General features: G+C 61.8%; 19 protein-coding genes, 2 pseudogenes and 1 other annotated feature. Of the genes and pseudogenes, 15 read left to right on the top strand and 6 right to left on the bottom strand.

Features of this window, described 5'->3' with window-relative positions; genetic code table 11:
* Positions 1 to 50: 50 nt before the first annotated feature.
* The 4 genes from N2600_RS12935 (at position 51) to N2600_RS12920 (ending at position 2,550) form a co-directional block, all read left to right on the top strand.
* Positions 51 to 371: a DUF982 domain-containing protein gene (locus tag N2600_RS12935; RefSeq protein ID WP_170255185.1), complete on the top strand. Its 321-nt coding sequence runs from the start codon at positions 51 to 53 to the stop codon at positions 369 to 371.
* Between the two features lie 137 nt (positions 372 to 508).
* Positions 509 to 898 carry a hypothetical protein gene (locus tag N2600_RS12930; RefSeq protein WP_260296427.1) on the top strand — a complete coding sequence of 130 codons (390 nt, stop codon included), beginning with the start codon at positions 509 to 511 and terminating at the stop codon, positions 896 to 898.
* Positions 899 to 1,120: 222 nt separating this feature from the next.
* Positions 1,121 to 1,498, top strand: a complete 378-nt coding sequence (locus N2600_RS12925) for a hypothetical protein (protein ID WP_260296426.1) — start codon at positions 1,121 to 1,123, stop codon at positions 1,496 to 1,498.
* Positions 1,499 to 1,603: 105 nt separating this feature from the next.
* A protein-coding gene (locus tag N2600_RS12920; protein ID WP_222282285.1) for an IS630 family transposase occupies positions 1,604 to 2,550 on the top strand; the annotation gives its coding sequence in 2 pieces (ribosomal slippage) (positions 1,604 to 1,942 and positions 1,945 to 2,550; 945 coding nt in all).
* A 118-nt stretch (positions 2,551 to 2,668) separates the two neighbouring features.
* Here the strand turns inward: N2600_RS12920 and N2600_RS12915 are convergent.
* Together N2600_RS12915 and N2600_RS12910 are read right to left on the bottom strand one after the other, a co-directional pair.
* The gene (locus N2600_RS12915; protein WP_260296425.1) at positions 2,669 to 3,466 is read right to left on the bottom strand and encodes a class I SAM-dependent methyltransferase; all 798 of its coding nucleotides are present in this window, start codon (positions 3,464 to 3,466) and stop codon (positions 2,669 to 2,671) included.
* 72 nt (positions 3,467 to 3,538) lie between these two features.
* Complete coding sequence (locus N2600_RS12910) at positions 3,539 to 4,306, bottom strand: adenylate/guanylate cyclase domain-containing protein (protein ID WP_017964768.1); 768 nt, start codon at positions 4,304 to 4,306, stop codon at positions 3,539 to 3,541.
* 180 nt (positions 4,307 to 4,486) lie between these two features.
* On the opposite strand from N2600_RS12910, the gene N2600_RS12905 reads away from it, so the two are divergent.
* From N2600_RS12905 to N2600_RS12880, 6 genes are all read left to right on the top strand, one after another.
* The gene (locus N2600_RS12905; RefSeq protein ID WP_260296424.1) at positions 4,487 to 5,068 is read left to right on the top strand and encodes a hypothetical protein; all 582 of its coding nucleotides are present in this window, start codon (positions 4,487 to 4,489) and stop codon (positions 5,066 to 5,068) included.
* Positions 5,069 to 5,246: 178 nt separating this feature from the next.
* Positions 5,247 to 6,035 carry a DUF899 domain-containing protein gene (locus tag N2600_RS12900; protein WP_017964766.1) on the top strand — a complete coding sequence of 263 codons (789 nt, stop codon included), beginning with the start codon at positions 5,247 to 5,249 and terminating at the stop codon, positions 6,033 to 6,035.
* 238 nt (positions 6,036 to 6,273) lie between these two features.
* Entirely contained in the window at positions 6,274 to 8,031 is a 1,758-nt protein-coding gene (locus N2600_RS12895; RefSeq protein ID WP_260296423.1) for a phospholipase D-like domain-containing protein, read from the top strand.
* A 198-nt stretch (positions 8,032 to 8,229) separates the two neighbouring features.
* Entirely contained in the window at positions 8,230 to 8,607 is a 378-nt protein-coding gene (locus N2600_RS12890; RefSeq protein ID WP_017964764.1) for a response regulator, read from the top strand.
* Positions 8,608 to 8,685: 78 nt separating this feature from the next.
* Positions 8,686 to 8,937, top strand: a complete 252-nt coding sequence (locus N2600_RS12885; protein WP_222279195.1) for a hypothetical protein — start codon at positions 8,686 to 8,688, stop codon at positions 8,935 to 8,937.
* Between the two features lie 139 nt (positions 8,938 to 9,076).
* Positions 9,077 to 9,132: a sequence feature (sul1 is cis-regulatory element that is thought to sense ions involved in sulfur or methionine metabolism; They are found in Alphaproteobacteria), on the top strand.
* 70 nt (positions 9,133 to 9,202) lie between these two features.
* The gene (locus N2600_RS12880; RefSeq protein ID WP_222279196.1) at positions 9,203 to 10,669 is read left to right on the top strand and encodes a SulP family inorganic anion transporter; all 1,467 of its coding nucleotides are present in this window, start codon (positions 9,203 to 9,205) and stop codon (positions 10,667 to 10,669) included.
* Positions 10,670 to 10,680: 11 nt separating this feature from the next.
* On the opposite strand, the pseudogene N2600_RS12875 reads toward N2600_RS12880, so the two are convergent.
* Positions 10,681 to 10,821, bottom strand: a pseudogene (locus N2600_RS12875) (LysR family transcriptional regulator); the annotation flags it as partial.
* 223 nt (positions 10,822 to 11,044) lie between these two features.
* On the opposite strand from N2600_RS12875, the gene N2600_RS12870 reads away from it, so the two are divergent.
* Entirely contained in the window at positions 11,045 to 11,848 is an 804-nt protein-coding gene (locus N2600_RS12870; protein ID WP_222279198.1) for a class I SAM-dependent methyltransferase, read from the top strand.
* A 513-nt stretch (positions 11,849 to 12,361) separates the two neighbouring features.
* Positions 12,362 to 13,612, top strand: coding sequence for an MFS transporter (locus N2600_RS12865; protein ID WP_222279200.1), 1,251 nt, complete (start codon positions 12,362 to 12,364; stop codon positions 13,610 to 13,612).
* Positions 13,613 to 13,691: 79 nt separating this feature from the next.
* Here N2600_RS12865 and N2600_RS12860 read toward each other — a convergent pair whose 3' ends face one another.
* Positions 13,692 to 14,525 (bottom strand): RDD family protein, encoded by an 834-nt coding sequence (locus N2600_RS12860; RefSeq protein ID WP_222279202.1) that lies wholly within the window; start codon positions 14,523 to 14,525, stop codon positions 13,692 to 13,694.
* Between the two features lie 295 nt (positions 14,526 to 14,820).
* On the opposite strand from N2600_RS12860, the pseudogene N2600_RS12855 reads away from it, so the two are divergent.
* The 3 genes and pseudogenes from N2600_RS12855 to N2600_RS12845 all read left to right on the top strand — a co-directional run bounded on the left by N2600_RS12855 (position 14,821) and on the right by N2600_RS12845 (position 18,196).
* Positions 14,821 to 15,168 (top strand): annotated as a pseudogene (locus tag N2600_RS12855) (DMT family protein).
* Between the two features lie 219 nt (positions 15,169 to 15,387).
* Positions 15,388 to 16,899, top strand: a complete 1,512-nt coding sequence (locus N2600_RS12850) for a DUF1800 domain-containing protein (protein WP_222279204.1) — start codon at positions 15,388 to 15,390, stop codon at positions 16,897 to 16,899.
* A gap of 112 nt (positions 16,900 to 17,011) precedes the next feature.
* Positions 17,012 to 18,196 (top strand): DUF1501 domain-containing protein, encoded by a 1,185-nt coding sequence (locus N2600_RS12845; RefSeq protein ID WP_222279206.1) that lies wholly within the window; start codon positions 17,012 to 17,014, stop codon positions 18,194 to 18,196.
* A gap of 403 nt (positions 18,197 to 18,599) precedes the next feature.
* Here the strand turns inward: N2600_RS12845 and N2600_RS12840 are convergent, their stop codons facing one another.
* Entirely contained in the window at positions 18,600 to 19,187 is a 588-nt protein-coding gene (locus N2600_RS12840; RefSeq protein WP_017964756.1) for a hypothetical protein, read from the bottom strand.
* Positions 19,188 to 19,206: 19 nt separating this feature from the next.
* Entirely contained in the window at positions 19,207 to 19,593 is a 387-nt protein-coding gene (locus tag N2600_RS12835; RefSeq protein WP_170262013.1) for an acyl-CoA thioesterase, read from the bottom strand.
* Between the last annotated feature and the right edge of the window lie 31 nt (positions 19,594 to 19,624).

The raw sequence follows: 19,624 nt of genomic DNA, 5'->3' as shown, positions 1-19,624 counted from the left end.
TCCGCACCCTCGTATCGGAACCGAAATCGGCCTTCCGCAGTTAGTTTCCTGTGACTTCAGCTTCAGGTGCAACTGCCATTAGCGACCATTCCGCCTTCTGGAAAAAAACGATCTCGATCGACCTCGATACCGGCGAACGCCTGGTTCTCCGCTCACCGCAGGATGCGCTTTATGCACTCGTCTCGGACTGGCCGGTCAATGGCGGCGTCCATCAGCAGAGGGCGATCGATTTCTGCCGCGCCTGGCTTGCCGGGCGCATGCCGGCCGAGACGGTGCGGCAGGCCTTCATCCTGGCCGCGCTGGAAGCCGGCGTTACGATCAATGATGATGAAGACGGCGCAGAAGCCTCCGCCTTGAACCCTGCGGTATAGGTGGAGTGACGCTGCTAGATTTGCGCGTCCCGCAGCGCCAACAATATTCCTTTCATGTATTGCAAATATTATTCCCGCTGTGGTTGTAGGAAATACGCAGCGTCGCCGCGTTCCGATTCTTTGGGGATTCAAACTGAATGAGAATAAAGGTCCTTGCTTGCGCTGCCCTGCTGATGCTGGCCGGCTGCAACGCCTCCGTGTCGCAATCCGTTGCGGATTCCCAGCGTCCTCCCTCGAATGACGTCCGGCAGAACTTTATCAATATCGTGTTCAAGAGAAGTTATCGGCACGAAGCAGGAGAAGTCGTATGGGCCCGCATTTCCAGCGTGGTGGTGCTTGAACCTGAGAAAAAGATCTATGCTTACTGCGTGCGTTTGGTGCCCAAGCGCGGCTGGGGAGACTGGGCCTACCTCGGCGTCTCCTTCACAGATGGCAAAATATTAGGCGCGACGGTGAATGACGATCGCTGCCGCGACAAGCGGCTGCGCTATTACCCGTTTCCTGAACTGACCGGCATGAAGACCTGACGCAGGGGCGAGGGCTCCGGCCGCGTCGCCGCTCAAGGCGTTGTTGAGCGGTGCGCGAAAGGCATTGGTGTCGTTGAGGCGCGGAATCCTGCGACCTTCCTGATGCTGAGGTGCGCAGCCCGCGGGGCGGAGCCTCGAAGCACAGGCTGCGACATTGCTGTTTTCAGCCATCGCCTTCGGGAAACCCGGTCCAACAATTTTGATAGAGGGAGATCCAACTGAATGAAAATCAAAATCCTTGTTTGCGCTGTCCTGCTGGCACTGTCTGGCTGCCAGACTCCGGCACCGCAGTCCGTGGTCGATTCCCAGCGGGCGCCTTCCAGCGCGGTTCGACGCGAATACGTCGACGCTTTGCGTGGAACCATCAAACCGGGGAACTTCGTAAAGGCTGAGATTTCCAGCGTGGTTCTGCTTAATCCGGAAAAGCAGATTTATGCTTATTGCACGCGCACGACGGAACGTGCCAACCCGAACTGGTCCTATATCGGCCTGGGCTTGCAAGACGACATGATATTGTACCTGAAAAAGAACGACCATCGCTGCCACGACGAACGGCTGCGTTACTATGATTTTCCCGAATTGCGGAATATGAAGTACTGACAAAAGAGGCTAGAGCGGGATTGTTTTAGTCGGAATCGGAACAGGGATTCCCTTTCTGGTGCAAATCAGATTCACCATTCTGGCCGGTGCAGGAGGCCGGTCTGGATGGCGAAACCTTTTTCGGATGATCTTCGGGAACGCGTTGTTGGCGCAGTAACGCGCGAGGGCCTGTCGTGTCGAGCGGCGGCAAAGCGCTTCGGCATTGGCATCAGCACCGCGATCGACTGGGTCCGGCGCTTGCGTGAGACGGGCAGCGCGGCTCCCGGCCAGATGGGCGGGCACAAGCCACGGGCGATCTCAGGTAAACATCGGGTCTGGTTGATCGATCGCTGCCACATGCAGGCGTTCACCTTGCGCGGGTTGGTGGCGGAACTCGGAGAGCGCGGCCTGAAAGTGGATTACAGCGCCGTCCGGACCTTCGTGCATGAGGAAGGGCTGAGTTATAAAAAAAGACGTTGGTCGCCAGCGAGCGCGAGCGGCCCGATGTTGCCGCCCGGCGGGCGCGCTGGCTGAAGCATCGCCATCGCATCGATCCATCTCGCCTTGTCTTTATCGACGAAACCTGGACGAAGACGAATATGACGCCGCTCAGGGGCTGGGCGCCGCGCGGCGAACGGCTGTTGGGCCATGCGCCCTTCGGCCACTGGAATACCATGACTTTTGTCGCAGCCCTCAGGGCCGACCGCGTCAGCGCACCGTGGATCATCGACGGCCCGATCAATGGCGAACGCTTTCGCATCTATGTCGAGAGGGTGCTGGTACCGGAGCTCAAACCCGGCGACATCGTCGTCATGGATAATCTCGGCTCGCACAAGGCCGGCGCTATCCGTGCCGCCATCCGCAAGGCCGGCGCCAGATTGTTCTTCCTGCCGCAGTATTCCCCCGATCTCAATCCGATCGAAAAACTCTTCGCCAAGATCAAGCACGAGCTGCGCAAGGCGCAGGCTCGAACCCGACAGGCCATCGACGACGCGCTGGCAGCCACCCTTCAAACCGTCTCGCCGAAAGAGTGCCAAAACTACTTCAAGGAAGCCGGATATGAACGGACATAAAACAATCCCGCTCTAGGCTTCGGAAGCGTTACTTTTCGGCCCTGGGAGAAGATACCGGACTGCGGCCATGCGATGTTGTTTTCAGAAACGCACCGGTGAAACAGCCTCCGGCGGCGTGCTAAGCGGTGCCGCGCACCGCAAAGGCAACGCTCTCGAATCCGCGAGGGCCATCCTCGCTCCCGCCGCCAAGATAGACCGCTCGCATCGCTTCCAACAGACGATCGCGCCTTGCCTTTGGCAAGGCATCGAAATAGGCCGCGAAGGTTCCCTGACCATAGACCTTTGGAAGCCAAAAGTCGTCGAAGCCAGCGTAATGCATCGTGATCGTCAACGTCGTCTCGGCAACATCGGCGAAGCCCGCGTTTTCGAACACCTGACGCAACTCGTCTTCCGCCGTCAGCGGCCGCCTTCCCGTGGGGATGCCCTTGCCTGAGGCTTCGGGCTCGATGGCGCGGACCGTGTCCCAGAACAGGCGCCAGCTCGGCATGCCATCATAAGACCAGACGGCAGCGGCAGCGATGGCGCCCGGTTTCGAGACGCGGCGCATTTCCTGCACGGCCCGGTCGGCATCGGAGACGAAATGCAGCACCAGCAGGGAATAGACGGCGTCGAAAGTCTGGTCATCATAGGGCAGGGCGCAGACGTCGCCTTGTTGGGCATTGATCCGGGGATCGTCAGTGCGCATGCGCAGGGTGGCCGCGAAGTCTTCCTCGAAATCGATGGCTTCGATGGCTTCCAATTCGGGGTAAGCGGAGAGGGAGAGTGTCAGGCTGCCGGTGCCGCAGCCTGCGTCAAGGACGCGACCACAAGATGGCACGCCTGCGAAATCAAGGAAGGGTGCTGCCAGCCGCTGGCTCCAGCGCCCCATGCTGGCCTCATAAGCCTTGGCACCCTTGGCGACGAAAGTGGATGGCATGGGCTTTCCGACACCTCCCGGTCAGTTGACGAAGCAATGCCGTGAGAAAAGGCCTGCAGCGTTGGCAGTCGTTCAGCGCTTGATCAGAACGCTGGCCTGCACCGGCTGCTCGATGCCCTTGAGCACAAGCATGCGGGTTTCGGCGCCTGCGGCGAGATCGGCAGCCTTCGCCGCCGTTTCAGCCGAGATCAGGATCTCGCCGGCGGCGGCGTGGGATTCCAGCCTTGCGGCCTGATTGACGACGCCGCCGATGGCGGTGAAATCGCTGCGGAAGCTCGAGAATTCGCCGATCTGGACCTTGCCGGAATGGATGCCGACGCCGACGCCGAGAGTGCGGCCGGGCAATGCCTCGAGTGCCAGGCCGTTCAGGGCTGCGGCGCAGTTTTGCTGGATCTCCCGTGCCGCCAGGATCGCGGCGCCGGCGTGGTCCTTTCTGACGATCGGGAAATTGAAGATCGCCATCAGGCCGTCGCCCATCTGCTTGTTGACGATGCCGTCATGCGCCCAGATTGCCTGCGCGCAGCGATCCTGGAATAGGCTGACGATCCCGCTCAGTTGCACCGCATCGATGCGCTCCGACAGATCCGTGAAGCCCCGGATATCGGCAAACAGGATGGTGGCGTCGACAGTGATCTGGCGCTGCTTCTTGACATATTGGAAGGAGCGCTCGCAGATCGTGCAGATATCCGGGTTCATCTTGCTGCGGGTGATGCCGAAGGCGCGGAAAGGCAAGGCGAGGGGGCCGCCGATCGGAATCGGCATATGCATCTGGTCCCAGCAGCCGCGGCAGATCCGGGCGCTGCCGTGCCTGGCTGGCTCCGTTGATGAGGCTGTCGTCATATCTCGCAATCCATCGCCTAGCCAAAAAATAAGCTTCCGATACTCGGTTGTTTTTGGCAACTCTGTTGATAGCCTGAGAGGATAATGGCTCGAACAATTTCGTCTGGCGCCGTCCCCCTATGGGCGACTTCGCGCAGAGATGTCGTTGTCAAGCCGCTCAGGCGACGGAAGGGAGGAACGATGAAACGGCTTTTTGCATTTGTCTTCCTCCTGACATTTGCCGCCATAAACGGGCATTTTTCAAAAACCGTGTTCGGGTTGATAACCGCCGCAGCTGCACAACTTGATCGGGGCGAGACGTTTCCGTCTCTGCCTGGTGTAGCCGCCACCGATAAACTCCAGATAGCACGCGGTGGACCACGGCCTAGCGGGTTATGGATCGTATGTTCGGAAGGGCCCCAAATCAGGCTCGCGCTGAATACACGCCTGCCTATAGAGGAAGAATTTGCTCGCAATGGGACTCGTTCCGAGTCGCTAGCCCGTCTTATCGTTCTCGCTGAAAATATACGAACATTTCAGGCCATCAAAAACGCTCCCAGCATTCTTTTCCAGGAGGCAATGTGGCGTCGCGATGATGAAAACGATGTGGTACTGACGTCATCGCTGTCGGCTGAAGAGATTAGCATTCTATCCCGGGCGTTCTCGCCCGCTTCCCCCGCGGTTGTCAGAATAGACGTCGCGGAGACTGGAACGGAAATGCGTGGAACAGCGGACGGGGGAGCCATCGCGGAGTTCGCCACGCATTGCCTCACAAGGGAATAGCCGCCGGACGGCAACTCGGGATACCTGCGCGCCAAGGCTGCCACCGACGGTTCCAAGGAATACGGTCACACTTGTTACTCCCCCTGTTCGATTTCCGGTGCGAAACTATCTCAGACCAATGCGCGATGAACCGGGCGTCCAAGCCTGGGAAATCGCCTCAATGAGGAGATTGAAAGCCATGACTGCTTCAGCCGAGAATGCCAAAAGCGGACAAGCCATGCACAAACCACCGGTCGTTTCGCCGCAAGCCTGGGAAGCGGCCCGCGCGCAACTGCTCGTGAAGGAAAAGGCTGAGACGCGTGCCCGCGACGCGCTGGCCGCCGAGCGCCGGCGCATGCCGTGGATGGCGGTGGAGAAGGCCTATGCGTTTGAGGGCCCTCAGGGCAAGGTCAGCCTGCTCGACCTGTTCGAGGGCAGACACCAGCTCATCCTCTACCGCGCCTTCTATGAGCCCGGCGTGTTCGGCTGGCCCGAGCATGCCTGCCGCGGCTGCTCGATGGTGGCCGATCAGGTTGCCCATGTCGCCCATCTCAACGCCCGCGACACGACGCTGGTCTTCGCCTCCCGCGCGCCGCAGGCCGACGTTGCGCGGCTGAAGGCGCGGATGGGCTGGACCATGCCGTGGGTGACGATCACCGACAGCTTCGACAAGGACTTCGGCGTCGACGAGTGGCACGGCACCAACGTATTCTACCGCGACGGCGAGCGCATCTTCCGCACCTATTTCATCAACAACCGCGGTGACGAGCAGATGGGAGGCACCTGGAACTACCTCGACATCACACCGCTCGGCCGCCAGGAAGTCTGGGAGGATTCGCCCGCGGGCTATCCCCAGACCCCAACCTACAAGTGGTGGAACTGGCACGACAGCTATATGCCGGACGCCGAGCCCGACAAGAAATGGGTCGAGGTCTCCGACGCCGGCGAGGCGGCGTTTCGGGCCGAGAGTGCAAACGAGAAACCGTAGGGTCGGTCGGCCGTATCCTCCGTCCCGTCCAGGCAGGAGGGTACGGCGGTCCGTCTGAAAGTCTGCTCAACCGCAATCTCCCTTCATGACGACGCATCAGCAGGGCAGTTCGTGGCGCCGCTGATGCTTGCTCCATGCCGTCGCCTCCCGCACCTTTTGCGCGCAAAATTTCACCGACATATCTCCTTACTGTCACGGAACCATGCTAGATTTCGCCCGATTTCCAGGGGAGGCGGGCATGGATACGGATTTTCGTGTGACCGGCAGGAATGCCGCTTCGCTTTTTGCGCTGACCATCCATCGCGGCGACGGCATGGTGCTGCTCGGCATGGACTGGAAGAACGGCCGGCCGCCGATCGATTTCGTCGGTTTCGCCATCCAGTATCGTGAGCCGGGTACAGACTTCTTCAAGACGGTGCACAACCGCATCGGCTTTCCCGGCCAGCCGGTTCCCGAAGACGGCATCCGCACCACCGAGGCGCCGATCCAGAAGTTCCGCTGGGTGCATTTTCCCTTCAATGCCGATCTGCCCGGCAAGTTCACCTATCGCGTTACGCCAAAGTATATGGGTGCCGCGGGCGCGCTGACCTCGGGCGAGGCGCAAGAGGCGGAGCTGGCGCTGATGCGCGAGACCATTCCCGGCAAGCTCAACGTCGCTTTCACCCGCGGCTTCGTCTCGTCGCAGGCCTTCGTGCGCAATTTTGCCGCCGATGAGCCGACGATCATCACCCTGGTGCCGCCGGATGGCGACCAGGGGCTGGACTTTGTGCCGACCCATGCCGATGCTCAGCGGGCGCTCGCCTGGATGGGCTTCGAGGCGCGGGCCGAAACGCTTGCGCTGCTGGATAGAGCGCGCGAGTCTGGCGCCGAGGTGCGCGCCATCGCCTATGACCTGAACCTGCCCGAGGTGGTCACCCGGCTGGAAGCGCTGGGGGACAAGCTCAAGATCATCATCGACGACAGCGACCGCACCGAGGGCCACGGGCGTCCGAATTCGCCGGAGACGAGGGCGGCGGAGCGGCTGATCGCCTCGGCGGGTGCTGCCAACGTCAAGCGCCAGCATATGGCCAACCTGCAGCATCAGAAATCGATCGCGGTCCGCGGCGGCATCTCGACCGTGCTCTACGGTTCGACCAATCTCAGCTGGCGCGGGCTCTATGTACAGTCGAACAACAGCCTCGCCGTCCACAGCGACAAGGCGATCGAGGATTATTTCACCGCCTTCGAGAGCTATTTCACTGCCAAACGCGCCGAGGATTTCCGCGATTCGCCAAGTTCCGCCGGCTGGATTGATCTCGGCCTCGACGGCGTCGACGCCAAGGTCGCTTTCTCCCCGCACAGCGATGCCAATGGCCGGCTCGACGAGATCGCCGCCGATATCGATACCGCAGAGTCCAGCGTGTTCTTCTCGCTCGCCTTTCTCGGCCAGATGACCAAGGGGGCGATCGGCCCGGCATTGGGGCGCGCCCTGGAGCGCCCCGATATGCATGTGATGGGCATTGCCGATGCCGAGGTGCGGGCCGGCAATCTGGGCTTGGCCGTGCTCACTCCCGACAACCGTCGGCGGGTGGTGCGGGCATCGGCCCTGACCGGCAACGTGCCGCCGCCGTTTCTGACCGAGCCCTCGGGTCTTGCCGGTGTCGACGGCAACCAGCGCGGCACGCGCATGCACCACAAATTCGTCGTGCTCGACTTCGACAAGCCGACGGCGCGGGTCTATCTCGGCTCCTACAATTTCTCCGAACCCGCCGATGATGAGAACGGCGAGAACCTCGTCCTCGTCCGTGACCGGACGGTGGCGACCAGCTACATGATCGAGGCGCTCAGGATGTACGATCACTACATCTTCCGCGTCGCCTCCGAAGCAAATGACGGCGCCGCCCGCCCGCTGGAGCTCAAACGCCCGCCGCAGCCCGGCGGCACACCCTGGTTCGAGCGCGACTGGACCGACCCCATTCGCGCCCGCGACCGGGCGTTGTTTTCGCGGGCGGAGTAATGTTGCCGGTCACGACGGCCCTTGAACCTCAAGTGGCTGCCGCATGGCCGAAGCGCCGGGCCTGACGTCCAAAAATCAAATTAATACCTCGCCGGTTGCCCAACATATTCTTCTCAGGGTGGAAACATTCAGGGGACGGTTGCGTTGTACCCGCTACCGGTAGTGCGCCTGACCGCCCGTCTATGAGGAGGCTTATTCATGAAGGTCATGATCGTCGAAGATGAGAATCTTATCGCTCTGGAACTCGAGCGCATTGCGCAAGAAGCCGGACACCAGACCATCGGACCAGTTTCGACGGTGGAGCAGGCCCTCGCCCACGCTCAAAGAAGCGATGTCGCGCTCGTCGATCTCAGTCTCTCCGATGGGCTGAGCGGCGCCCTGCTGGCGCGTCGGCTGATCGACCGCCATGGGGTTGACGTCATCTTCGTGACCGGGAGTCCCGAGAATGTCGGTCACGGTATCGAAGGCGCGCTCGATGTGATCTCCAAGCCCTTCACCGACGAGCGGATCGCCAGCGCGCTCTCGCGGGTGGAGGAGCGACGTAAAAACTTCGACAGCAGCAAAGCTGCTTTGTGAACAGCAGCAGCGCTGCGTGTTATAAGAAGGAAATCGACGTCGTCAGGCCGCTGCTGCCTGCCTGAGGAGATAGTCCGGATGAAACACGCGCTCATTGCCGTTCTCTTCGCTCTCTCGGCCTGCGCCAGCGCAGGGGGTCCGCAGCCTCTTCCAGGCAGCCTCACCTATGGCGGAAAGGTCCTGCGTTCGCCCTATCGTCCGGGAACGGTGGTCAAGAATACCTTTCTCGGCGATTTCGGTTACCGTGTGTTCGAGACTTATGTCGTCCAGCCGAACGGGACGCTCAAGCTCACATCCCAGAGCACGGGGCCGGACTTCCTCTGGCAGTGAGGGGCTCCGCAATCCGCATGGGCGCAAGGTGCGTGCGCCCGATTATCTCAATGGTTGCGCATCTGCTTGCGCTTTTTCGTCCCTTCGCAATTGAATGTTGCGCTGCAGTAAAGATCCCGTCTATACGGCAGGCATTCACCACGGACCCGGTGAGACCCCGGGTGGCTCTTCTGGCCGCCGATCCGCCAGACAACGCAAAACCCGCATGCCATCACGCGACCGCTCGACAGAGTGGGTCCGGCCATGCTTTGCGAGTATCCTTCCTATGCTGCTTTCCTCCATCCGTCGTGATTGGTCCGCCAATCCCATGCGCGAAATGCTTGCCGGAGCGGTGGCGACCTTCGCCCTCATCCCCGAGGTGATTGCCTTTTCTTTTGCGGCGGGGGTTGACCCCGAGGTCGGCCTGTTCGCCTCTTTCGTCATCAGCATCGTCATTGCGTTTACCGGCGGACGCCCGGCGATGATCTCGGCCGCTGCCGGATCGGTGGCGCTGGTGGCGGCACCGCTGGTGCATGCTCACGGCTTGCCCTATCTCTTCGCGGCCGGGCTGCTGGCGGGGCTGCTGCAGATCGTGTTCGGCCTGCTGCGGCTTGGCGTGCTGATGCGCTTCGTGTCGAAATCCGTCCGCACCGGCTTCGTCAATGCACTCGCCATCCTGATTTTTGCGGCGCAGATGCCACATATTATCGGTGCCGGCTGGATGGAATATGCCATGCTGATAGCCGGGCTTGTCATCATTTACCTGACGCCGCGGATCACCACCGCGATTCCGTCGCCGCTGATCTGCATCCTGATCCTGACCGTCGCCTCGATAGCGTTCGGGCTCCCCGTTCTCACCGTTGCCGACCTCGGCAAACTGCCGGATTCGCTGCCCGTCTTCGCCTGGCCGGCCGTGCCGCTGACGCTGGAAACGCTTCGGATCATTGCAGGACCTGCGCTTGCCATTGCGATGGTCGGACTGCTGGAATCGATGATGACGGCGAGCGTCGTCGACGATCTCACGGATACGCCGAGCTCGAAGAACCGCGAATGCACCGGTCTCGGCCTCGCCAACGCGGCCGCCAGCCTGTTCGGCGGCATCGCCGGCTGCGGCATGATCGGCCAGACGGTGAGCAACGTGAAATATGGCGGGCGCGGCCGGCTCTCCACTTTGTTTGCCGGCGCGTTTTTGCTGATCCTGATGGTGCTCCTGAAGCCGTGGGTCTCCGAGGTTCCCGTCGCTGCGCTGGTGGCGATCATGGTCATGGTGTCGATCGATACGTTCGACTGGTCGTCACTGAGAGCGGTTGTCGTCCATCCCCGGATGTCGAGCGCCGTCATGGTGGCAACCGTCCTCGTCACCGTCTTCACCGCCAACCTGGCGCTTGGTGTAACGGTCGGCGTGCTGCTCAGCGGCGTGTTCTTCACCTTCAAGGTCGCCAGCCTGCTGCGCGTCGACGTGGCGCCCGACCAAGCCGCCGGGCGGCTGAGCTATCGCGTGTCCGGCCAGGTGTTTTTTGCCTCCGCCGACGTTTTCGTCGAAGCCTTCGACGTTCAGGATGCACTCGGCAAGGCCGTATTGATCGACGTGTCCGCGGCGCATTTCTGGGACATCACCGCCGTAGCCGCGCTCGATAAAGTCGTGCAGCGGTTCGCGGCGCACGGCATCGCCGTGGAGGTCGCGGGCCTCAACAAGGCGAGCGCCACCTTGATCGGAAGCCTCGACGGCAAGGTGGTGCTGAAGGAGGTGTGACAGCGCGAGGGCTACCGCGAGGTGATCACGTAATCGTCGCTGTTGCCGGTTATCGCGTTCAGCCGTCTAACGGGCAGTTCGATGAACGCCTTGACCAAAGGCGGCAAGTGCCGGCTGCTGGGATAGATGCCATGCAGGCCGCCGGTCGGGGTGCCGGCGTCGGCGACGTGATCGATGCCTCCGACCAGTGATTTTTGATGGAGGCGGATCGGCCGGCGCTCGCCTCATAGCCGCGTCGGAAAAGAGGCAGCAATAGCCAACTTCCCGGGATCATTGGCCTCGATCCGAGGATCCACCCCATGGTGTCCCGCTTGCACAGTCGCCGGCGAACGTTATTGTTTGATCGAAGACCTGTGTCCTTGAGGGGAGACTTCAATGCCGTCGAATTTCAATGTCGAAAGTGCAGCTGGTTACGAACGGCTGATGGGGCGCTGGAGCCGAAAGCTGGCGCCGATGCTGGTCGATTTCGCTGGTCTCGCGGATGGAGATCGCGTGCTTGATGTCGGCTGCGGCACCGGCAGCCTCGCATTCACGCTGGCGGAAACGCCAAGTCTGCAGGAGATCGCCGCCGTCGACTATTCGGCGGTTTTCGTTGAGGCCGCAACGCGGCGCAACACCGATCCGCGCGTCACGATCCGGCAGGCCGATGCCTGCGCGCTTCCTTTCGACGATAACCGCTTCGACCGGGCGATGTCGCTGCTCGTGCTGCATTTCGTGCCGGAGGCGGGAAAGGCGGTATCCGAGATGCGTCGTGTGGTGCGCCCGGGTGGCGTGGTCGCGGCCGCCGTCTGGGACCATTATGGCGGCATGTCCGGCATGCGGATGATGTGGGATACGGTGGCGATGCTCGACGAGAACGCGCTGGCGATGCGCCGCAGATATTGTTTCCAGCCGATGACGCGGCCGGGGGAAATGAAGGAGAGCTTCATCGCGCAGGGCCTAGCCGATGTCGAGGAGACCTCGCTGCTGATCCGGATGGAATATCTTTCCTTCGAGGATTATTGGGATCCGATCGCCGCCGGCGAGGGACCGCTCGGCAAATATGTTGCCGGTCTGGACCCGGCGAGGCGAAATGCCGTCGATGCCGCCGTCAGGGCTGCTTACGAGGCTGGCGAGCCGAATGGCCCGCGATCGTTCGCATCGGTGGCGTGGGCGTGCCGGGGCAGGGTGCCCGGATAGATTAGCGGGAGCGCCACCTCCTCTAAAACGAGAATCGTGCTGCTTGCTCCCTCTTCTCCCCAGCGGGGAGAAGGTGGCCCGAAGGGTCGGATGAGGGCGCGCCACGGTACTACGTCATTGATTGCTCTTCGCTTTCTCGCGATCCATTGATTGCCCTTCGCTTGCGCTCAGTACATTCGCGGCTTCGCCGCTCACCCCCTCATCGCTGCCGGCACCGACCGGGGTCTCGACCCGTCCTTCGGACCCCCGCTGGGGAGAAGAGGCAGGCAGCGGGCCGCATGCGCCAACGTGAAAGGCAGGGTGCTGGAAGGTGTACGCCTTCCAATATAGCGCTGGAGGTGCCACCCGATCACGGCAATCGTGATGGAACACGGGCAGCATTGCTGACGTTATTGCCCGCTGTCTGCGACTGCAAACGCAGCCGCAACAGCATCACCGCCCGGTTCGGGCACCCCTTCCGACGGCATCCGGAATTGCCCGCCTCGCCGCCGCTTTCGGACGGAGGAATATCAGATGTCCGCTTTGGAAAGCCTGCGCCGACTGGCGCCGCAGCAGCGCAATGCCGTCATCGCCAGCTATCTCGGCTGGACGCTTGACGCCTTCGATTTCTTCATTCTCGTCTTCGTACTCAAATATATCGCCGAGGAATTCCACACCGACGTTCCCGCCGTCTCGGTGGCGATCTTCCTGACGCTTGCCATGCGGGCGCTTGGCGCGCTGGTCTTTGGGCTGGCGGCCGACCGCTACGGCCGGCGCATCACGCTGATGGCCGACGTGCTGCTCTATTCGATATTCGAATTCCTGACCGGCTTTTCCACCGGTCTCACCATGTTCCTCATCTTCCGCGCGCTCTACGGCATCGCCATGGGCGGCGAGTGGGGTGTGGGCGCTTCGCTTGTCATGGAGACGGTGCCGGAGGAGAGCCGCGGCATCGTCTCGGGCATTCTGCAGGCGGGCTATCCCTCGGGTTATCTGATCGCCTCGATCGTGTTCTTCCTGCTCTTTCCCGTCATCGGCTGGCGCGGCATGTTCTTCGTCGGCGCGCTGCCGGCGCTGCTGGTCCTCTACATCAGGCGCAATGTCGAGGAGAGCCCGGCCTTCCTGAAGCGGCAGGCGACGGGCCGCCGGCCATTCCTGACGGTGCTGCGCGAGAATATCCCGCTGTTCATCTGGGCGGTACTGCTGATGACGGCGTTCAATTTCTTCAGCCACGGCACGCAGGATATCTACCCGACCTTCCTCGAGACGCAGCGCAACTATTCGAGCTACACGGTCGGCGCCATCGCCATCGTCTACAATATCGGGGCGATCTGCGGCGGGCTGTTTTTCGGGGCGCTGTCGCAGCGGATCGGCCGCAGACGCGCGATCGTCGTCGCCGCGCTGATCGCCGTGCCCGTCGCGCCGCTCTGGGCCTATGCGCCCGGGCCGGTGCTGCTCGCCATCGGCGCTTTCCTGATGCAGTTCTTCGTCCAGGGCGCCTGGGGCATCGTGCCGGTGCATCTGAACGAGTTGTCGCCGGATGAAGTGCGCGGCACCTTCCCCGGCTTTGCCTACCAACTCGGCAACCTGCTGGCGTCAGGCAATGCGACGCTGCAGGCGGGGCTCGCCGCCCGCTGGGACGGCGACTATGCCTATGCGCTTTTGATCGTCGCAGCCGTGGTGGCGCTCGTCGTCGCGGCCCTCGCCGGCTTCGGCTACGAGAAGAAGGATGTCCGCTTCGGCACGGAGGAGGCTAGGGAAGCGCATGGCGCGATGCGAATCTAGCGCTGCCTGTGGCTATGGAGGCCGGCGGCGATGGCTGCCGGCCTTTTCCTGCGTACTGACGCCAAGGCGACAGAGTCTTTCAGCTCTTCACCACCTTGCAGGCGCAGATGCGATCGTAAAAGGTCTGTCCTCGCCAAAAGATGAAGGGCAAGAACCACCAAATAAGGGCGGCTATACCCAGGATGATGTTGAACGTTGCGGCGCCGTTGTTCAAAAGTGTGTATCCGTCGCGAGACATGCGGAGCAGCACGTCGAAGTCTTCCGTGGGAAAGACTGGAAACAGCGAAAACGCAAAAGCGGCGGCGATGAAAAACAGATACGGGCTGAATTTCAGGATCTCCCGTCTAAACTCGGTGCCAAGGCCGGGGCTTTTACCATCGACGGATTGGACTCTCAGGCCGAGCAGCTTCTTTCCGATCGTGCGGCGGCCATTTGCGGAAAAATAGGCGAAGGCAAACGCGAGAAAGCCAATGTTGACGATGCCGGAGATCACGCTGGAATATACGAACACGGGTCCGATCACTGGATTGTCGTCCGCGTCGACAGGTATGGTCAGCCATTGGCCTGATGTCCCGTTGTCTGTTTGACGGGAGACTCCCGTCTGCAGGTATCTTTGTTTTTCCGAGCCGATCTGGCTGACTTCGCAGATCTGATTGATACGAACTTCCCCACTTCTCAGCGGCCATCCGGCGTCAATCCGCTTTGCAAGCTGATCCGGCAACTCTACGCCGCACTGTGTGTAACTCCAGCCGGGAAAGCGGAAGTCTAGGGGAAGAACTGTTGAAATACAGTAGACGGCTATGAGAATTGCGGCCTGAAAGATGATGATGTCGATGAGATAGGCCACGGCGCGTCGCCAGAAGTGGCGGGAAGGCAAAGTAGCGTATTGCGGCATCTGCGGTGTCGTGTCCATGTCACCCCCTATGTATCCGCGCGCAAGCTACTCCGACAGGTTGATTCGTTTCAACGTTAAGTGGAAAAATGCACGGTGTTTTTGAGAGAAGCGTCGTGCTCACGCTAAAGTCGAGTTCCGGTGCAATTTCTGCGCTGGGAAGGCGAACCGCCACGGACCTGCCTAATATCCGCATCGTCTCGGTGGCGTAAGGTCGCGCCGTGGGGCTTGCCGCCGGGTGGCGGCGTGCTAGGTAGGAGCTGCTGGTGTCTCCCCTGCCGGATCGGTTTTTCCCTTCGCAGCCTCGAGTTCTCCTATGCAATTTTCTCCCGCCGCCGTCTGGCCTATCGTCATGCTGTTTGCCTCCAACATCTTCATGACCTTTGCCTAGTACGGGCATTTCAAGCATAAGAGCGGCGCCATCTTCCTCGCCATTATCGTCAGCTGGGGCATCGCCTTCTTCGAATATTGCTTGGCGGTGCCGGCGAACCGCATCGGTTCGGCGCTTTAGACGACGGCGCAGCTGAAGACGATGCAGGAGGTGATCATGCTGATCGTCTTTTCCGGCTTCTCGATTTTCTGGCTCGGCGAGAACCTGACTTGGAACCATGCGATCGGCTTTGCCCTGATTGCAATTGGAGCATCCTTCATCTTTCGTGCATAAACTTTAGCCTTTTCAATAGATTACAAATTGTCCATGTCTAGATATCGCCACATTTCCTACAGATTGGCGTCGCAATCGGCTGGCAGCCTGTCACCTCAAGCATTTCTGTTTTCTCCGAGTCAATGAAATGCTCTGACTTTTTGTTTGCGCAATTCCGGACGCAAAACCGCGACGCATTTTTGCTGGAATTGCTTAGCGATGATGACGAGGTGAACGGCCATGAGCCTGTCTTTCCCGACGATGGCGACGATCCGTTTCGGCTATGGTTTCCGGCCGGGCGAAGCGCCGCCCAGCAGTAGGGACGATCTCATCGGGCAGCTGCGCAAGGGGGCGGCGGCAACGCCGGACTTTCCCCTCGGCGGCCCCGACACGCGCCACCAGGCGATTCTCAGCCTGCAGGCGCAGTTGCAGCAGATCCGCCAGGATGCCAAGACGGTAACCGACGATGCAACGCAGCGCGAGATGCGCAAGGGGGTGCAGCGGCAAGTGCAGCAGCAGTTCCAGCACGATGCGAACCTGCGGCTGATACAGGCGGTGCTGTCGCCGTACGGGTTCTATGAGAGGCTTTCGACCTTCTGGACCGATCATTTCTCCACCAGCGCCAACAAGAGCCTGCCGATGCGCCTCATCGTGCCGCTCTACGAGGCCGAGGCGATCCGGCCATTCATATCAGGCAAGTTCGGCGATCTCCTGCGCAGCGCCACCGCCCATCCGGCCATGTTGATCTATCTCGACCAGGCGGATTCGCTCGGTCCGGATTCAGCCGGCGGCATCAAGCGCAACAAGGGGCTGAACGAAAATCTCGGCCGGGAACTGCTGGAACTGCACACACTCGGCGCCGGCAGCGGCTATACCCAGGCGGATGTGACCGCAGCAGCCATGGTGCTGACAGGCCTCACCATCGACCGCAAGGAGATGGACATCGCCTTCCGGCCGAATATATCGGAGCCCGGCGCGCATGAGGTGCTGGGCGTCAGCTATGGCGGGCGCAGGCGCTCGCGCGACGATTATCTCGACCTGCTCGACGATCTGGCGCTGCATCCGAAGACGGCGGCGCATATCAGCCGGAAGCTCGCGGTGCATTTCATCGCCGACCAGCCCGACGAGGGGATGGTGTCCGATATGGCCGAAGCCTGGAAGAAGACGGATGGCGACCTGACCGCCGTCTACACTGCGATGCTCGACCATCCCGCCGCTTGGCGCGACGAGGGCGCCAAGGCCCGCCAGCCTTTCGACTATGTCGTCACCGGCCTGAGGGCTTTGAATGCGGGACCGGTCAACGGCATCGTCGGCAGTTTCCTGGCGGCCAACCAGCAGGGTACGGACGAGGGCGACATGGCGGCGAACACGCCTGGCATGGCAGGATCGCCGGTGCCGACGGACCCCGCCGGCGAGGCGAGGGAGAAGCGCCTCAAAGCCTTCCGGACGGCGCGTGCGCTGGGGCAGGACGCACTCAGGCGCATGGGGCAACCGACCTGGCTGCCGCCGAGCCCGGCCGGTTTCGAGGAAGGCTTCTCCGCCTGGATCACCGGCAGCCAGCTCGCCGAGCGGCTGGCCTGGGCGAGGCGGGCCGCAGCACAGTTCGGCCGGGACGAAGATCCGCGCGAATTCTTGAAATCGACGCTTGCCGATGCGGCGCGCGACGAGACGATCCGCGTGGTATCGCAGGCGCCGAACAAGATCAGCGGGCTGACGCTGGTGCTGGCATCGCCCGAATTCAATCGCCGCTAAGCAGACTTTCGTTGGCAAGCCAATGCTTCGTCTGCTTAGCTCCTTTGTTTTATCGCAGGTTTGGCCGGAAAACCATTGACCACTTTTCCGAACCTGCTTAGGAGGCCCGCCCATGACGCTGCCCACGAACCGGATTTCGCTGTCCCGCCGCGGCTTTCTGGCCTCTGCCTGCTGTCTTGCCGCTGCCCCCGTCTTCACGCCGGTCACGTTCGCGGCAATGCCGGGTGACAACCGTTTCGTCACCATCGTGCTGCGCGGCGCGATGGACGGGCTGGATCTGGTGCAGCCCTATGGCGATGCCGGTTTCGCGGCGCTCAGGCCGACCCTGGCGCTGACGCCCGAGACCGGGCTTCTCGATCTCGACGGGCATTTCGGCCTCAATCCGGCGGCGGCCGAGCTGATGCCGCTGTGGAAGAACCGGGAACTCGCCTTCGTGCATGCGGTGTCGACGCCCTACCGCGACCAGCGCAGCCATTTCGACGGGCAGGACATGCTGGAATCCGGCGGCGAGCATGTCGCCGAGGAAAAGACCGGCTGGCTGAACCGGGCGCTCGCCGTCATCCCGCGCTCGGACGGGCGCAAGGCGATCGACATCAACACCTCGACGGAACTGATCCTCTCCGGGCCGAACAATGTCGACGTCTGGGCGTCGGATTCCAATCTGACGCCGGCGCGCGACGAGATGCAGTTCCTGGCCCGGCTCTATGCCGGCGATCCGCCGTTCGCCGAAGCGCTTGCCGAGGCGACGCGGGCCGACACCGCCTCGATGGTGGTCGAGCCGGAGGGCCAGCACGGCGCAAAGATCGCCGACGTGGCAGCGCTCGCCGGTAACATGCTGAAAGGCGATTATCGCATCGCCAGCTTCTCGATATCAGGCTGGGATACGCATATCGGCCAGGCCGGCCAGTTCAAGCGGCCAGTGCAGGACCTCGCCCAGGCGATCAATACGCTGAAGGCGACACTCGGGCCCGAGATCTGGTCGAAGACCGTGGTGCTTGCCGTGACCGAATTCGGCCGCACCGTGCGCCAGAACGGCTCAGCCGGCACCGACCACGGCACCGGCGGCTGCGCGCTGCTTGCCGGCGGCGCCATAAACGGCGGGCGCATCCTCGGCCGTTGGCCGGGGCTCAGTGACGGCCAGCTGCTCGACGACCGCGACCTGATGCCGACCGCCGACGTGCGCGAACTCGCCGCGGCAATGCTCTACCGGCAGTTCGATGTCAGCGCCGATGATTTGACGGGGAAGATCTTCCCGGGGCTGGGGTTTGACAAGGGGTCGCAGTTTTTGAAGGCGTGAGGAGTGGCTCGACGCCGCGAAGCGTGAGTGATCGGAGCGGTGAATCGATTGCGGGGCCGAACGCTCTGAGGGGGACGGAGCGTCGGGCGGCCGCCTGCTCTTGGCGAGGCACAACCTCTCCTCCGTCATTCCTGTGCTCATCACAGGAATCCAGCAGCCGCGTGTCCACGCGGCGGAAGACTTAAGAGCGTTGCTGGGCGAGGGGCGTGTGGTCTCTTTTCAAGAGTCCTTTCGGCTTGCAGAAGCATGCCGGCTGGATTCCTGTGACAGCACAGGAATGACGGAGGAGAGGCTGTGCCTCGCCAAGGAGCAAGCCGCTGCCCGGCCCTTCGCTTGGGCTCAGGGCGTTCGTTGCTGCAATCGATTCGCTGGATCGATTGCTCGGGCTGCGCCCGACCGCAACTCACCCCAAAACATCATAAAGCCTGAAGATGAAGCTGACCTGGTAGATCAGGTTGGCGATGACGAAGGTGGCGTGGAAGCGGCGGTTGGGGGTCCAGGCGGCGATGGCGCAGAGGATGATGTAGATGATGTTGCGCGCGGGATATTCCCAGCCGAGCGCGAGGATGCGCTCATGGCCCTTGATCGCCGTGTCGAGAATATCGACGGCGTAGGTGAGGCCGAGGATGCCGAAGAACCATTTGCGCCGCGAGATGAAATATTCCTCGTAACCGCCATATTCGTCGAGCGAGGCGGGGAAGAGCAGGGCGCAAAGCAGGAAAAACAGGCTGCAGAAGCAGATCAGGAAGAGATAGATGCCAAAGCCGATCGCAGGCACGGCCTGCAGGCGATATTCCCACCACCAGATATGGATGATGAAGAGGAACATCGACAGCGCCCAGCCGAGATGGATGGCATAGACTTTCGCCTTGGCGGGATGCTGGACGATGCCGGCAAGGCCGGTGAGCACCCTGGCGAGCGAAAGGCTGATGACCATGCCCATCACCACCTTGATGTGAAGGAAGACCTCCGGCGAGCTGACAGTTTCCATGCTTTCGATCCTTGGCCTGTCACTCCTCGGCGACTTGCTTCGGTTTGCCCTCTTCGTCGAGCGCCACCATGATGAAGGTGCCAGCTGTGACCTTTTCCATCTTGGCGTAACGTGCGCGGTGCGCCCAGGCTTCGACGCAGAGCGTGATCGAGGTGCGGCCGACGCGGTCGATATCGGTATAGACCGACAACGTGTCGCCGATCTTGACCGGCAGTTCGAAGGCCATCTCCTTGACCGCGGCGGTGACGACACGACCCTTAGCGCGTTCGGCCGCACGGATGCCTGAGGCAAGGTCCATCTGCGCCATGACCCAGCCGCCGAAGATATCGCCAGCCGGATTGGCATCGCCGGGCATGGCAAGCGTCCTGAGCGTCAGTTCGCCTCTCGGCTTGGCGGCATCGGTCATCAAGGGTTCTCCATCTGATGCGGGCCATGGG

The organism is Rhizobium sp. WSM1274, assembly GCF_025200775.1.
In the GTDB taxonomy this organism is placed as follows: Bacteria; Pseudomonadota; Alphaproteobacteria; order Rhizobiales; family Rhizobiaceae; genus Rhizobium; species Rhizobium leguminosarum_I.
This window is presented reverse-complemented; position numbering and strand designations above follow the sequence as displayed.